Genomic DNA, 15774 nt, shown 5'->3' with positions numbered 1-15774 from the left:
ACAGGTATAGTCGCGAGGAATTCGCATGGCCGCCTGCGGCCGGGAGATGGTGATCCGTGGCACCCAGGGACAAGTCGGAAACCGCAGCCAAGGCAGCGCCGGAAACCGCTCCGCGCGGCCCGGCGCCAGGCGCCGTCGAGCCCGGCAAGCGGCCGACCCTGAAGACGATTGCCGAGATCGCCAATCTCGGCGTGACCACGGTGTCCCGGGCCCTGAAGGACGGCCCGGAGATCGGCGAGGACACCAAGAAGCGGGTGCGCCGCATCGCCCGCGATATCGGCTACCGGCCCGACCGGGCCGGAGTGCGGCTGCGCACCGGCAAGACCAACGTGATTTCCCTGGTCCTGAACCCCCACGAAGAGGTCATGGGCTACGGCACCTCGATGATCTTCGGCATCTCCCAGGCCTTGCGCGACACGGCCTATCACCTGGTGGTGACGCCGCACTTCCTGGAAGGCGATCCCATGGAGCCGATCCGCTACATCATCGAGACCGGCTCCGCAGACGGCATCATCCTGTCGCGCACCCGTCCGCAAGACGAGCGCATCCGCTACCTGCTGGAAATGGGCTTTCCTTTCGTCTGCCATGGGCGCAGCGAGCTGGCCACCCCCCACCCCTTCCACGACTTCGACAACTACGCCTTTGCCTTCGAAGCGGCCAAGCGGCTCATCGAGAAGGGCCGGCGGCGGCTTTGCATCATCGCGCCGCCCGAGGGCGTCACCTATCACAACCACATGATGATGGGCTTCGAGCGGGCCGCCCATCAGTTCGGCGCAGCGACGGTTCCGGCCCCGAGTCTCGGGCCGGGCACAAACCCCGGCATCAACACCGACACGGCGCCCGAGGACATTCGCAACGCCCTGCACCGGATGATGGCAGAGAGCGATCCGCCCGACGGTTTCATCTGCTCCGGCGACATCTCGGCGCTGGCCTTGACGGCGGGGCTGCGCGATGCGGGCATGACGCCGGGCCGGGAGTTCGATCTGGTGGCCAAGCAGACCTCCTCGGCGCTCGACCACACGACCCCGGCCATCGACACGATCTTCGAGGATCTGACCGCCACCGGCCGCACCCTGGCGAGCCTGCTGGTGCGCCGCATCAACGACGAACCGGTGGAGAGCCTGCAGACCGTGAGAGAACCGGAACTGCGATTCAGAACCGCCGCCCCGGCGACAAGCGCCCCTATTGGCCAATCCCAGGATAGCCAAACCCGGGGCAGCCAACCCGAACAGGTTTGAGGAGACGCCGATGGATGAAGCCATCCGCCGTTACATCATCGAGGCCAAGAGGGACCTGCGCGCCCGCCAGGATGTGGAGACAGCCTTCGCCAAGGTGCGCGAAGCCATGGAGCGGGAGGTTGCGGCCATCTTCGAGGAAGAAACGAAGGCCGGTTCCGCCGTTCCCTCCCTCGACTTCGAAGCGGTGAAGACCGACAAGGTCAGCGACGCCCAGCGCGCCCAGGTGCGCCGGCGCGGCGCGGCCGTGATCCGCGGTGTCTTCCCGCGCGCCCGCGCGGAAGCCTGGAACGAGCAGGTCGGCCTCTACATCGACGAGAACGACTATCTCGAGAAGGCCCAGGAAAAAGCGGGCATGGACAAGTACTTCGAGGAGTTGAAGGCGGATCGGCCGCAGATCTACGGGCTCTACTGGTCGAAGCCGCAGATCGAAGCGCGCCAGGCCGAGGAGATGGCCGTCACCAAGCGCTTCCTGAACCGGCTCTGGGATGTGGACAGCCCGGTCGGCCGGGAGTTCGACCCCGATAACGACTATGCCTATGCCGACCGCACGCGCCGGCGCCAGCCGGGCGACAGCAAGCTGGGCCTCTCCCCGCATGTCGACGCCGGCTCCTACGAGCGCTGGGTCGACCCGGCCTTCCAGAAGATCTACGAGCCCGTCTTCGCCGGCGACTGGAGCGCCTACGATCCCTGGAAGGCGGCCTACCGCACCCAGACCCGGGAGTTCCCCTCCCCCGCCGTCTGTTCCATGTTCCGTTCCTTCCAGGGCTGGACGGCGCTGACCGCCCAGGGCCCGCACGACGGCACCCTGCAGCTGGTGCCCATCGCCAAAGGCATGGCCTTCATGCTGCTGCGCGCACTGCAGCCGGACGTGGCCGATGACGAACTCTGCGGTGCCCTGCCGGGCCGCGCCCTCGTGGCCCATCCGGACTGGCACGCGGACCTGCTGAAGGGTCTGGTCTCGATCCCCAAGGTGGAGCCCGGCGACACCGTGTGGTGGCACCCTGACCTGATCCATGCCGTGGAAGATCAACACAACGGCAAGGAAGAGGCCAACGTCATCTACGTCGGTGCGTCACCGCGCTGCCCCAAGAACGAGGCCTATGCGCGCAAGCAGGCCGCCAGCTTCCTCGCCGGGGAGAGTGCCCCGGATTTCGCGCCGGAGAACTACGAGGTGGACTTCCGCGGCCGCGCGACCCTGGACGACCTGACCGACCTGGGCCGCGCCCAGATGGCGCTTTAGCCAGACGACGCTTTAGAAGGCTACTCCGCCGTCACGAAGTTGGCCTCGGGGAGGTCGACGGCGCCGCCGCCCTGCTCGCGCACTTCCTCGAGCAGGTCCATCCAGTCTTCGAGATCGAAGTGGACGGGCCCGTCCGTGCCAAAGTAGTCCTGCTGAAGCTGCAGGAAGAGTGCCTTGGCCTCATCCAGCCGCGCCTCGCGGCCGTTCCAGTCCGTGTTGCCATGGCGCAGGTCCTCGGTCACCGCGGAGAGGAGCGCAACCAGCGCGGCCTCGAAAGGATGCATCAAGGGCATGACCCGCGGCGTGGCGACCGGCCAGTCGGCGGCGATTGCCGGACCGTCGTTCTGCCAGGCCCAGATCGCACGCAGCAGGCGCCAGTCCCGCTCCGCCGCCGCATAGTCGCCGGCGGCGTGGTGGGAGCGCGCGCGCATGTAGTGATAGGGCGGCTCGACGATACGGTCCGCAGCGGCCAGTTCGATGGCGGAGTCCAACAGATGGAGGGCGCGGGCCAGGGCCTCCGCTTCCTCCGTGTCGCTGAGACGCCGGCGCAGAAGGTCGCCCTCGGCATCGCGGGGCCGCGAGACGGCCAGCCGCGCCCAGAGATAACGAACCAGGGACTCCTCCCAGTTTTTGCGGTCGTCCTCGGCATAACGCGTCACGCGGCGCAACGGCACCGGGTCCACCGGCGCCAGCTCGAAGGCCTCCCAGTCGACCTGCCAGCCTGCATAGCTGCTGTGCGGGCTGGGCGCGCGGTCGCCGGTGGTCATCCAGACCTCGTCTTTGCCCCTGCGGCGCTCTGGGTCGGCCAGAACGACGCTGCCAAGCTGGCCGTAGACCTTGCGCGGCACCCGCCCGTAGGCGCGTTCCGCCGAGAGCGGATCCGGCGGTGTCGGCAAGGCCGTGCGGATCTTCTCCAGCGCGCCATCGCGGCTGGAAGCCAGCCAGTCGATGGCCCAGTCGAGATCGATGCGGCGCTGCTCGCCTTCCTCCTTCAGCGCGGCCTCCACCGACTCGAAGCGGGCGTGGGTCTCCAGCCACTTGCCGAAGGTGGGGCTGAAGTGGTTGTCGTCCTCGTCGAAAAGGCGCTCGGCCATGTCGTGATGGAGGAAGTGATTGGTCTGCGGAACGGCGTCGCCTTCGTGCTTGGTGACCCGCACGCGCTCGCCGTTCAGTTCGATGCGCCTGCTACGCCCGGTCCGGGCCTCCGACACGAAGATGGTCCAGGCGGCGAAGTGCTTGCTGTCCTTTACCAGGTCGACCGCCTCGTCCACCGTGGCGGCCTCGCGCAGCACCCGTTGTTCGACGAAGGGGCAGATGTCGGCATGGCCGATAAGAAACCCGCTTTCGTACTGCGTGGTCGACATCTGGTGCAGAGAGGCCGCGAGGCCGGCATCGTTGAGGCCGCTGATGCCACCGGGGTAGATCAGCCCCGCCGTGCCGAAGGCCGCATAGCGGTGCCAGCCCGGATTGCCGTCGGTCTCATCGAGAAGCGAGAGCACCGGCGCCTTGTTCCAGTGGAAGAGGTCGGCATCGAGGTTGCGCGCATGCAGGTGACGGCCGTCACGGGTCAGGCGCCCCGGCACGGCAAAGCCGGTGCAGGCGAAGTCGATGCGGTTGTTGGGGCCGGACATGGCCTTGAGGGCGGCGGCGATGTCCTTTTGCTTGTCGGCATCGTCCTTGGCGTCTTCGAGATAGGCCTTGGTGTCCGGGTCCGCCAGTCTCGAGGTTACGAGAGCAAGGATGGCCGGCGCCCTAAACGCCCGCACGCCGGGGATCTGAAAGATCCGCATCACGGCGTCGATGATGTTGCCCACCTCGATGGCGATCAGCGCATCGCGCACCTCCAGATCGGAGAACGCGGGATTGGCGAGACCCTCGCGGTAGCCCGCCGCCAGTCCGTCGACCGCGTCTTTGAACTCGTCGCTGCAGTGCCTGAGGATGCGGTCGCTGTAGCAGCGGTAGAGCGCGGCGGCCACGTGGCTGAGGGTGTCGCTCTCCAGGTTCACCCCGCGCGCAATGGTCGAGACGATCTCGGGAAAGGCGCCGTCCTGAATCTCCTGGGCCAGGAGCCGGCCATGGTCGTAAGCCATGTCGGGAAAGCGGCCGCGCTGCTTCAGAACGAAGAAGGGCTGGCCGTCGATGGTCAAACGCCTGAGGCTGCTCTCCGCGCGCCCCTGCCCGTCGGGCAGGACTTCAGGCGCCTGCTCCCAGCCTTCGATCACCCCACTCATGCTCTCCCCCAATCGCAGACTCGGTCCAGGATGCTTGCGGGCGACACTCTAGGTCCCCAGCGCCCGCCTGCTGTGGAGAAAGTCACACCGCCTCATAGAGCACGAAACAATCGCATAAGCCAAAGGGCAAAAGAGGGGGCTCAGGGCGCAAAGGGTGGAGCAAAAGGCGAGTGGAATGGCCCGCAGCGTGACGCTCAGAAGGGCAGACCGACGTAGTTCTCGGCCAGGGAGGCCGCAGCGGCCCGGGAGGACACCAGGTACTCCAACTCCGCAAGTTGTATGCGATGGCCGAAGCGTCCGTTTTCCGGGAAATGATGCAGGAGCGACGTCATCCACCAGGAAAAGCGCTCCGCTTTCCAGACCCGGGCGAGCGCGCGGGTCGAATAGGCGTCAATCCCCGCGGAGGAGCCTTCGCCGTAGTACTCGATGAGCGCCTCGGAAAGGTAGTGCACGTCGCTGGCGGCGAGGTTGAGGCCCTTGGCCCCGGTCGGCGGCACGATGTGGGCGACATCCCCGGCGAGAAAAAGCCGGCCGAAGCGCAGGGGTTCGGCAACGAAGCTGCGCAGGGGTGCAATCGATTTTTCGAGCGCAGGCCCCGTGACCAGCGCCGCGGCGGCCTCCGGGTCGAGCCTGCGGCGCAGCTCGTCCCAGAAGCGCTGGTCGCTCCAGTTCTCGACCTTTTCGTCGGCGGCGCACTGCAGGTAGTAGCGGCTGCGGGTGGGTGAGCGCATGGAGCAGAGCGCAAAGCCGTCCTCGTGGTTCACGTAAATCAGCTCTTCGTTGGCCGGCGGCACGTCGGCCAACAGACCCAGCCAGCCGAAGGGATAGACCCGCTCGAAGGTTTCCAGCGCGCCTTCCGGAACCGATTGCCGGCTGACACCGTAGAAGCCGTCGCAGCCGGCGATGAAGTCGCACTCCAGGGTCTGGGCGATACCGCCTTTCAGAAAATGCACCACCGGCCGCGCGCGGTCGAAGCCTTCCAGGTGGACGCCGGCCGCCTCGTAGACGGTTCTCGCGCCGGCGGCGGCGCGGGCTTCCATAAGGTCGCGGGTCACCTCGGTCTGGCCGTAGACCACCACTTCCTTGCCGGCGGTCAACGCGGCAAGGTCGATGCGGTGGCGCCTGCCGCCGAAGCAGAGATTGACGCCGGCGTGCGGCAGCCCTTCCACCCGCAGCCGCGCATCGCAGCCGGCCCGGGCGATCAACTCCACGGTTCCCTGTTCCAGGACGCCGGCGCGGATGCGCCCGAGCACATAGTCCGCAGAGCGCCGTTCGAGAATCACCGTCTCGATCCCCGCGCGCTGCAGCAGCTGGCCAAGCAGCAGGCCGGCCGGGCCGGCGCCGATGATCGCCACCTGCGTGCGCATAGATGCCCCCTTGAACTGGCTTCCCTGTGATGCCGTTTCGGCTGCGCCTTGGGAGCGGCAGCCGGAACGGTCTTCGTTATGCCATCAAGGGTGACGGGCTTTGCGCCGCGAAGCAACGATCACGTTGAGAAGGAGCTACCAGGGAAAGGAGGCATCCGAAACTCAGGCCGCCGATCCGGGTTCCACATCGAAGCTCTTGTGGCGGATGCGCCAGCCCTCGGCCGTCCGGTGCAGGGTCAGGAGGTCTATGAAGACGTGGTCACCGACGCGGACGCGGGCCTTCACCAGGGCGATGCGCCCGATCACCTCCATGGAGAGGATCGTCTTGTCCATGATCGCCCCCTGGGAAGCCTGGGACGGCTCGGAAACCACGCGATCGACAAAGGCCTCCGCGCCCAGATCCATGGGTTCGTCGCCGAAAAACCCGACAATGCGGGCATCGGAGTCGAAGGTTTCCAGAAGCCGCGCCCGGTCGCCGTGAAATGCACCCTGAAAGTAGTCGTCAACCACCGATGCGATGCGGACTTCTGGCTCCTTCCCTGCAAGGCTGCCCTGCTCCTGAAGCCAGGTGTCGTGGAGCCACTTCTCCGTGCCCCGGCGCCCGGGAAAGGTGATCCAGTGGATATCGCGTTCGAAAGTCATGACCGAGCCGTCGGCTGCCAGGATGACCCAGAAGTAAAGCCCGTCATCCTGGTTGCGGAACTTGACCTTCGTCCCGCTGACCGTGGTGTCGCGGCCGGCGATCCTTACGACCTCGTCATGGCGGTCGATCCAGAGAACCTCGTAGTCCTTCAGGAGGTCTGGTGCCTGCTGCCGCAGGAAGGCAAGGGCGCCGTTGCGCGAAGCGTCCTCTCCCGGTAAAGCACCGTCGGAAACACCGGCATAGAGGCGGGTAAAGCCCTTCAGGCGACCGCTGTCGCGCTCCACAACCAGGCTCGCATGCTCGCCGCCCAAGTCAGGCTCCGCGTCGCCGCCGGATTGATAGCGGTGCAGGACGATCGGGGTTCCGTCCATCGCGCCTTCAAGGGTCAGAACAGCGGCGTAGTCTTGCGGCAGCAGAGCCCGGAAGACCTCCGCCGCAGGCACTTCGGTCGTTGCGCTTGCACGCATCTGATTTCCTTTCCTGTCTGCTTCCGGTGTACCGGCCAGCGGTTGCATCGAGGACGACAGCAGGACCGCAAGTCCTGCCACGACAGCTGCCCGGCCTTTGCCGTTTGATAGAAACTGCATGTTTAGCCTCTCCTTGTTGCATGGTTGCGCGCTGACCGCGGCGCGCCGCCCGGCAGTCAGCGGCTCAGCAGGACATGGCGGCTCACCGTCGCCGTCAGCCTGCAGGAAACATGGGTTTCGGCCCCTCTCATCCACATTTAACAGTTCACGTCAGCTGTAGGTTTTGGGCAAAAAAACACGGATGTCGGAACTGTCAGGACTTCTTCGCTTCCTGGATCAAACCTTCGAGCTTTCTGATGTTCGCCTTCAGATCCTTGCGAAAACCCTGCAAGGCGGAAAGTCGGGATTCGGTCTCCGAGAGGTGCCCGTTGAGGATCTCCAGAACCCGCCGCTTGCCGAGAATGCCCGACTCGTCGGCGAAGTAGAGATCGATCACTCCGGCGATCTCCTCCAGCGACAGCCCGATGTCCTTCAAAGCGGCAATCTTCTCCAGGCGCTTCAGAGTCGTTTCGTCGTAGTAGCGATAGCCACGGCCTTCCCGCTCGCTCGGCGCGATCAATCCCCTTTCCTCATAGAAGTGTATGGTTCGCTGGCTCAGGCCTGTCCGCTCCGCAAGCTCGCCGATCCGCATTCTGCTCATTCAACACCTTACGTTCACTGTAGATTGTGATCGACAACCCCGCATGTCAAGGAGCCGTCGGCCCTTTTCCCGCCGCGCCGGCCGCAGGGCCGGCCGCAGAGCCGGCCGCAGAGCCGGCTTGACCAGGATCAATGTCTCAGGCGAGCGATCATGGCCTGCTGAGACAGACTTCTCAACGACTCCGGTGAGCGACAGATGACCCATACCCCCCACGAACTGGCCGAAGAGTTTCCCGAAGCCGCCGACAAGATCCATCGCCTGAAGATGGAGTCGGCCCACTTTGCCCGCCTGGCCGACCAGTACCACCATGTAAATCGGGAAATTCACCGCATCGAAAGCGAGGTCGAGGCGGCTTCGGACATGCGCACCGAGGACCTGAAGAAGGAACGGCTGATGCTCAAGGACGAGATCGCCGAGATGCTGCAGACCGCGCCCTGACGTCCCCGTACTGAGGAACGCCCCCTGATGGGCGCGCCTCAGTTCACCCGGACCCAGCGCAGAATGAAGAAGTTGTCGGCCCTCTGGGTCACCTCGATTGTCTGCTTCATACCCCAGACCAGCGGCTGCACGTGGAGCGGCACATAGGCCACCTCCGCCTGCAGGCGCCGGTGCACCTCGTCCAGCATCGACTGCCGGATGTCGGGGTCCAGCTCCCGCTGGATCTGTGGCAGAAGTTCGTCGATGCGCGCGTCCGAGAAGCCGCCGAAGTTCCAGCTTCCCAGCTTCTTTTCGGCGTTTGGCGTGGCCAGCAGGAAGCGCACCGGGTGTTCCGCATCGAAGGTGCCGGGTGACCAGCCGAGCAGGTACATGTCGAAGCGATCGGCGCGCAGCTCCGGCCAGTACTGGCGCACCGGCATGGTGTTCAGCTTGGCGGTCAGGCCGACCTTCGCCACCATGCCGGCCACCGCCGTGCAGAGGCTGGCGTCGTTGATGTAGCGGTCGTTGGGGCAGGCGAGGCCGAAGCTGAAGCCCTCCGGATAGCCGGCCTCGGCCAGCAGCGCCTTGCTGGCCGCCGGGTCGAAGGGTTCGCGGGCCGCAAGGTCCGGGCTGTAGCCATGCATCGCCGGGCTCACCAGAAGACTGGCCGGCGCCGCGTTGCCGCGCATGACCTTGCTGATGAGGGTATCGACGTCGATCGCCTGATAGATGGCCCGCCGCACCCGCACATCGGCCAAGGGGTTCGATTCGGTCGTCTCGTCGGAGAACTTCAGCGTTTCGGCCTTGTGGGCGAAGCCCAGCATGATAACCCGGGCCTCGACGCCCTGCTGCACCTTGACCCCGGCGGCGGCTTCCAGCCGCGGGACGTCCTGCAGGGGGACGGGATTGATGAAATCCACCTCGCCGGAGATGAGCGCCGCCACGGCGGTGGCCTGCTGGGTGATCGGCGTAAAGACCGCGCGGGTCAGGTTGTGCTCCCGCTCGCCCCACCAGTTCTCGAAGGGCTCCAGCACCGTGCGCACGCCCGGCGAGCGCTCCGCCACCCGGAACGCACCGGTTCCGTTGGCGTTCAGGGTGGCGTAGGTCTCGGCCTGGGTGGTGGTGCGGGCGGTTCCGTTGGCCTCCGCCCAGTCCTTGTCCATGATCATGAAATTGGCGATGGAACCGGGAAAGATCGGGTTGGGCGCCGTGGTCATAAAGTCGATGGTGAAGTCGTCGATGATCTTCACCTCGCGCACGGGCGCGAACCAGGAGCGCACGTCGGCCTCCTCGGCGCTGGCGCGCTGATAGGAGAACAGCACGTCCTCGGCCGTGAAGGCGGAGCCGTCGTGGAAGGTCACGTCCCGGCGCAAGTGAAAGCGCCAGCCGCCCGCCCCCAGCGGACGCCAGCGTTCCGCCAGGGCCCCTTCGATCTTCATGTCGCGGTCGCGGCGCACGAGCCCTTCGTAGACGTTGTTGAGAAACCCGAGAACCGGGGCCGAGTTGACCGCGTGGGGATCGAGGGTCTGGGGATCGGTTGTCGAGGCCCAGCGGAATTCCTTGGCGCCGGCAGCAGGAGTCATGGCCAGCGCGAGGCTGAGCCCCAGCGGCACGGCCAGCCCCGCACCCATCAGCCGATTGAAAATGCAGCGGTTCATAAGCACGCTCTCCCAAATTCTTTGGCCGGACCGATTGGCCTGTCCCCGTTTCCCGAAGCCTTCGGCCGAGTGTATTCCTGAGCTTCCCGGAGGTCCAACCATCAGCCGGACCGGGCGCCGGCCCACCAAGGCGGGACCCGGTTGAGGACTCTGCTCCAAGATCGCAGGGTGGTTTTTGCGAAGAAAATCCTGCCGTTCCGGATAGCAATAACCCTAAAGTGTCGGCCACCCTAAATATCCATGAACAAAGAGAGAATATAACAATAAATAATGGATGCTATGAGGTGCGTTTATATATTTCAGCTCTGTTTCTCCGATAGAAACAGGAAAAGTTCTTTTTTCTCGACTGGGACATCTTTCTGAAAAAGAACGCGACTAGGCATGCTCCTGGGCGCCGTCGCCGAGGCTGAAGAGCCTCCGCGCCAATCCGCTTTCTTCTATGGAGCATGCAATGTCTTTCCCTGGAGATCGGAGCCGCGGTCGACGCGCCCTCCGGTTCGCACTTCCTGCCGCCGCTGTGGCGCTTATGGCCGCGGCGCCGGCCCAGGCCGCGGTCACATCAGAGACGGCCTATGTCTTCAACACTTTCTCCTTTCTAATCCACGGCGCGCTGGTGCTCTGGATGGCGGCGGGCTTCGCCATGCTGGAATCCGGCCTCGTCCGCACCAAGAGCGTCACCACCATTCTGCTGAAGAACCTGGCGCTCTTTTCCATCGCCGGCGTCACCTACTTCCTGGTGGGCTACAACCTTATGTACGACGGCGTCGACGGCGGCGTGGTGGGCTCGCTGGGCTGGTGGGGCGCCGATGACAGCGCTGCGCTGAACGGCGACTTCTCCGCCGGCTATGCGGCGGCCTCCGACTGGTTCTTCCAGATGGTCTTCGTCGCCACGGCGGCCTCCATCGTCTCCGGCGCCCTGGCGGAGCGCATCAAGCTCTGGCCCTTCCTGGTCTTCGTGACCGTCCTGACGGCGCTGATCTACCCGGTCCAGGGTGCCTGGCACTGGGGCGGCGGCTGGCTGGCCGAGCGCGGCTTCGCCGATTTCGCCGGCTCGACCATCGTCCATTCGGTCGGTGGCTGGGCGGCGCTGACCGGCGCCATCATCGTCGGCGCAAGAACCGGCAAGTACCGCGAGGACGGCCGCGTCGCGGCCATGCCCGGGTCGTCCCTGCCGCTGGCCACCCTGGGGACCTTTATCCTCTGGTTCGGCTGGCTCGGCTTCAACGGCGGCTCCCAGCTCGCGCTGGGCTCGGCGGCGGATGCCATCGCCATCGCCAACATCTACGCCAACACCACCATCGCCTCGGCCGGCGGCGTGCTGGCGGCGATGGGGCTGTCGCAGCTGCTGAACCGCAAGGTCGATCTGACCATGGCGCTGAACGGCGCCCTGGCCGGTCTGGTAAGCATCACGGCGGGGCCCGACACGCCCAGCCTCGGCATGGCGCTGCTGATCGGCGCCGTCGGCGGAACCCTGGTGGTGGCGACGGTGCCGCTGCTGGACCGCCTAAAGATCGACGATGTTGTCGGCGCCATCCCGGTGCACCTGGCCGCCGGCATCTGGGGCACCCTGGCCGTGCCGCTGACCAATAGCGAGGCCAGCTTCGCCACCCAGGCGCTGGGCGTCGTGGCGGTCGGCGGTTTCGTCACCGCAGCCAGCACAATCATATGGCTGGCTCTGAAAACGGCGATGGGCCTCAGGATCAGCCAGCAGGTCGAGTCCCTCGGTCTCGATCAAGCCGAAACCGGCATGCGGGCCTATCCGGAGTTCAACCTCTCATCGCGTTGACCGGAAACCGCTGCCACATGCGGCGCCGGCAGGCGCGACGCAACCGGTGGGGGGCTTCGGCCCTCCACCGTCTCCTTTGGAGCCCTTTGGACAGAGTCACAGACTTGGGGAAACAAGACCATGTCGAACAGCTTGAAAAGGTCTCAGAGTATTCTCCGCGATGCCGAGCGCCCGAGCGGTGCCCGAAAGAAACCCCAAAGCGCCGTGAAGCCGCAGGGTCAAAGCGATGAGGGCCATCCGGTCATCGACGCCCGCGAGGAGATGCTGTTCCGCGCCCTGGATCTGGACAACGATCATCAGGTCCTGCGCAGCGACCTGGAGCAGGTCCTGAAGGAGGTCGGCCTTTCCGCCGAGGACCCGCGGCTGCACGAAAGCATGGCCGCCCTGGAGGCGCACCATCGAAGCCTGCAGGCCGACGACGAGGAAGAGCCGGAGCCAGGGATTCCCAAGGACGCGTTCAACCGTGCGATCCGCCACAACATCCTGCTGATCGAACGGGCGCTGCAGGGCAATCTGGTCGTCCCCGACTTCGAGGACTTCTGCCGCGAGATCGACCGCATGTTTGCCGAGACGCGCAAGAACCGCGACGGCAAGCCGGCCGACTACATTCCCCAACTCAACCTGCCCGAGCCTGATGTCGACCAGTTCGGCCTCGCCCTCTGCACCATCGACGGTCAGCGCCACGCAACGGGCGATGCGGAGATCTATTTTCCCGTCGAGTCCGTCTGCAAGCCGGTGATGTACTGCCTGGCGCTGGAGGAACACGGCGCTGAGACGGTCCACTCCTTCATCGGTCACGAGCCCAGCGGCAGCAGCTTCAACGAATTGCTGCTCGACAAGCAGAGCCGTCCGCACAATCCGATGATCAACGCCGGGGCGATCCTCAGCTGCGCGCTGATCAAGCACAGGGAAAAGACCGAAAAGAAACGCCGCTACGCCTTCGGCGACCTCGAGTCCCGGGGCTGGTCGGGCAGCCGCATCGACTTTGTGATGGAGCGCTGGCAGGCGCTCTGCGGCGGCGAAAAGCCGCGCTTCAGCACGCCGGTCTATCTCTCCGAGCGGGCGACGGCGGACCGCAACTTCGCCCTGGCCTACTACATGCGCGAAAAGAACGCCTTTCCCGCCGGCGCGGACCTGGAGGACGTGCTCGACTTCTACTTCCAGTGCTGTTCCATCGAGCTGACCTGCGAGATGATGTCGCTGGTCGCCGCCACCCTGGCGAACGGCGGCATCTGCCCGGTGAGCGGGCGGCGCATCTTTCAGACCGAGACGGTGCAGTCCTGCCTGTCGCTGATGTCCTCCTGCGGCATGTACGACTTCTCAGGCGAGTTCGCCTTCACCATCGGCCTGCCCGCCAAGAGCGGCGTCTCCGGCGCGGTCATGATCGTGATTCCCAACGTCATGGGCCTCTGCGCCTGGTCGCCGCGCCTCGATGAGCTTGGCAACTCGGTGCGCGGACTGGATTTCTGCCGCCGCCTCGTGGAGACCTTCAACTTCCACAACTACGACAACCTGACCGGCCATTCCGACAAGAAAGACCCCCGGGTCAGCCGCATCCAGCTGCAGGCGGTGAAGGTGAACGAGCTGGTCTGGGCCTCCAGCAAGGGCGATCTCAGCGCCATGCGAGAGCAGTTGCTGCGCGGCGCCGACCTGAACGCCGCCGACTACGACCGGCGCACGCCGCTGCACTTGGCCGCGGCCGAAAATCAGGCGGAAGTGGTGCAGTTCTTCATCGAGCAGAAGACCGAGGGCACCCGCAGCGTCGACCTCAATCCCCGCGACCGCTGGGGCGGAACGCCGCTGGACGACGCCACCCTGCACGGCAACGCGGAGATCATCGCGCTGCTGGAAGCTGCCGGCGGCAGGCGCGGCGCCCTGAGCCACCAGACCAGTCACGGCGTCGCCAAGGGGGGCGCAGTGCTGCAAGCGGATACTCACAAGACGGCGGAGATGATCTGGGCCGCCAGCAGCGGCGACCTGGTGACCATCCGGCGGCTGGTGGCCCAGGGCGTGCCCCTGGATGCCGCGGACTACGACGCCCGCACGCCGCTCCACCTCGCTGCCGCCGAAGGGCACCTGGAGATGGTGCAGTACTTCATCCGCCAGAAGTTGAGCCTGAACCCACGGGACCGCTGGGGCAACACGCCGCTGGACGACGCCCTGCGCCACGGCTGCAAGGAGGTCGCGGCGCTGCTGCGCCGCCACCGCGGCAAAGAGGGGAGCAGGAAAGAGGGCAGCGGCACGACAAAGCGCCGCGAAAAGCAGCGGGCCGTAACGGCCTGAGCAAACGAGCCGTCGGCTAGTCCGCCTCCCCGCCGGCCAGGGCTCTGGCAACGCGGCGCAGGATAACCCTGCGCGCCTTGTCGTCCGCCGCCGCGTCGAGGCGTTCGCGCAGGGTGAGGGAGAAGTCCGCCAGATCGTTGTGCCAGTCCGGAGCGCCGAGGGATTCCCGCGGCAGGCGGTGGGGCACGGGGCGGAAAGCCACCTTGCTCTCGCCGGCCAGCAGATCGACGACATCGTCGAGCTGGGGAATGATGATGCGCTCGCCCGGCACGCCGGCCGCTTCGAGACCGTCGCGCAGGGCCGTCAGGCCCTGGTCCTCCCCGTGGGTCAGAAAGACGGCGCCCTTCACCGGCAGCCGCCCCTTCAGCCAGTCCAGCAACTGGTCGCCGTCGGCATGGCCGGAATAGACCTCGATCTGGCGGATCGCGGCGCCGACACGCAGATCCTCGCCCTGGATCTTGACGGCATGCGCGCCGCCGGCCAGGAGGCTGCCGAGCGTTCCCGGCGCCTGATAGCCGACCAGCATCACCGTGGCATCACGGCGCCAGAGGTTGGCCTTCAGGTGGTGCCGGATACGACCCGCATCGCACATGCCGCTGCCGGCGATAATGATGGCGCCGCCGCTGACGCGTTCGATGGTCTTGCTTTCCTCGACGGACTCCGTGAAGCGGAAGTTGGGCCGTCTGAAGGGATCGGGAACACCGTCCGTGTCTTCCAGCCCGGCGGCGTGCTTCGCGAAAACACGGGTCGCCTTGATGGCCAGGGGCGAGTCGAGGAAGACCGGGATCTTTGGCAGCTTTCCCTGGTCGAAGAGGATCGAGAGGTCGAGCAACAGTTCCTGCGTGCGCTCGATGGCAAAGGCCGGGATCAGCAGGTTGCCACCCCGCTTTAGCGCGGCCTCGACTTCCCGCAGCAGGACCTCGCGCCGCCGCTCCGGCGCCGCATCGATCCTGCTGCGCCCGCCATAGGTGGACTCGCAACAGACGTAGTCCAGATTGTCCGGCGCCTCCGGGTCCGGGTGGAACAGCTTGTGCTCCGGGCCGATGTCGCCGGAGAACAGCAGCCGCATGACGCGCGGATTGCGCTGGCCGGTTGCGACCTCCACCTCGATGGAGGCCGCTCCCAGGATATGGCCGGCATTCCAGAATCGCGCCCGCACCCCGGCGCCGACCTCGCGCCAGGTCTCGTAGTCGACGACGGAGAAAGCCTGCAGCGCGGTGTCCACGTCGCCGCGGCCATAGATCGGCGTGACGGCCGGGCGGCCGCGCCGGGCGTTGCGGCGGTTCAGCCGCTCAACCTCCGTTGCCTGGATGTGGGCACTGTCGGGCAGCATAAAGCCGAGCAGTTCGAAGCTGCCCCTGGTGGCGAAGATCGGGCCCCTGAAGCCGTGTTTCACCAGCTTCGGCAGAAGGCCGGAGTGATCGGTATGAGCATGGGTCAGAAGAACGAAGTCGATCTTCGCGGGATCGAAGGGGAAGTCGCCGTAGTTCAGCGCCTTCAGGGTCTTGGAGCCCTGGAACATGCCGCAGTCGACCAGGAACTGACAGTCCCCGGTGCGCAGCCAGTAGCAGGACCCGGTAACCGTTCCCGCAGCACCGCAAAAGCTCAACAGCATGGTTTCGCTCCGCCCGTCCACCCGCAGCGGAGAGTCCCACAGCCGGCCCGCGCAGCCCAGCCAAATCGGCAGAGCAGAGGAGCGGTGACGCCAGGAGATTCTGTGCCGGGGTTGTCGAGGTGGACGGGC

The 15774-nt window shown here is 66.0% G+C and carries 11 protein-coding genes; 5 read left to right on the top strand and 6 right to left on the bottom strand.

From position 1 onward, the window contains the following. Positions 1-56 precede the first annotated feature (56 nt). Together ACO06P_RS19105 and ACO06P_RS19100 are read left to right on the top strand one after the other, a co-directional pair. On the top strand, positions 57-1238 hold the full coding sequence (locus ACO06P_RS19105) for a LacI family transcriptional regulator (RefSeq protein ID WP_420346817.1): 1182 nt from the start codon (positions 57-59) through the stop codon (positions 1236-1238). A 10-nt stretch (positions 1239-1248) separates the two neighbouring features. Continuing rightward, positions 1249-2478 (top strand): YbiU family protein, encoded by a 1230-nt coding sequence (locus tag ACO06P_RS19100; protein ID WP_420346816.1) that lies wholly within the window; start codon positions 1249-1251, stop codon positions 2476-2478. 20 nt (positions 2479-2498) lie between these two features. On the opposite strand, the gene ACO06P_RS19095 is transcribed toward ACO06P_RS19100, so the two are convergent. The 4 genes from ACO06P_RS19095 to ACO06P_RS19080 all read right to left on the bottom strand — a co-directional run bounded on the left by ACO06P_RS19095 (position 2499) and on the right by ACO06P_RS19080 (position 7886). Beyond that, positions 2499-4709, bottom strand: a complete 2211-nt coding sequence (locus ACO06P_RS19095; RefSeq protein WP_420346815.1) for a C45 family autoproteolytic acyltransferase/hydolase — start codon at positions 4707-4709, stop codon at positions 2499-2501. Between the two features lie 194 nt (positions 4710-4903). After that, positions 4904-6076: a 4-hydroxybenzoate 3-monooxygenase gene (gene pobA / locus ACO06P_RS19090; RefSeq protein ID WP_420346814.1), complete on the bottom strand. Its 1173-nt coding sequence runs from the start codon at positions 6074-6076 to the stop codon at positions 4904-4906. A 162-nt stretch (positions 6077-6238) separates the two neighbouring features. Next, entirely contained in the window at positions 6239-7186 is a 948-nt protein-coding gene (locus ACO06P_RS19085) for a nuclear transport factor 2 family protein (RefSeq protein ID WP_420346813.1), read from the bottom strand. 313 nt (positions 7187-7499) lie between these two features. Beyond that, positions 7500-7886 carry a MerR family transcriptional regulator gene (locus tag ACO06P_RS19080; RefSeq protein ID WP_420346812.1) on the bottom strand — a complete coding sequence of 129 codons (387 nt, stop codon included), beginning with the start codon at positions 7884-7886 and terminating at the stop codon, positions 7500-7502. Between the two features lie 195 nt (positions 7887-8081). Between ACO06P_RS19080 and ACO06P_RS19075 the strand changes: the two genes are divergently transcribed. Continuing rightward, the gene (locus ACO06P_RS19075; protein ID WP_420346811.1) at positions 8082-8324 is read left to right on the top strand and encodes a YdcH family protein; all 243 of its coding nucleotides are present in this window, start codon (positions 8082-8084) and stop codon (positions 8322-8324) included. Between the two features lie 38 nt (positions 8325-8362). On the opposite strand, the gene ACO06P_RS19070 is transcribed toward ACO06P_RS19075, so the two are convergent. Continuing rightward, positions 8363-9961: an ABC transporter substrate-binding protein gene (locus ACO06P_RS19070; RefSeq protein WP_420346810.1), complete on the bottom strand. Its 1599-nt coding sequence runs from the start codon at positions 9959-9961 to the stop codon at positions 8363-8365. A 526-nt stretch (positions 9962-10487) separates the two neighbouring features. Between ACO06P_RS19070 and ACO06P_RS19065 the strand changes: the two genes are divergently transcribed. Both ACO06P_RS19065 and glsA read left to right on the top strand, forming a co-directional pair. Further along, on the top strand, positions 10488-11747 hold the full coding sequence (locus ACO06P_RS19065; protein WP_420346809.1) for an ammonium transporter: 1260 nt from the start codon (positions 10488-10490) through the stop codon (positions 11745-11747). Between the two features lie 120 nt (positions 11748-11867). Further along, entirely contained in the window at positions 11868-14030 is a 2163-nt protein-coding gene (gene glsA / locus ACO06P_RS19060) for a glutaminase A (protein ID WP_420346808.1), read from the top strand. Positions 14031-14046: 16 nt separating this feature from the next. Here glsA and ACO06P_RS19055 read toward each other — a convergent pair whose 3' ends face one another. Next, positions 14047-15645, bottom strand: a complete 1599-nt coding sequence (locus ACO06P_RS19055; protein ID WP_420346807.1) for an MBL fold metallo-hydrolase — start codon at positions 15643-15645, stop codon at positions 14047-14049. Positions 15646-15774 lie beyond the last annotated feature (129 nt).

Source organism: Pelagibius sp., from assembly GCF_965227505.1.
In the GTDB taxonomy this organism is placed as follows: domain Bacteria; phylum Pseudomonadota; class Alphaproteobacteria; order Kiloniellales; family Kiloniellaceae; genus Pelagibius.
The sequence above is the reverse complement of the archived record's forward strand: the minus strand, read 5'-3'. Positions and strand labels throughout refer to the sequence as shown.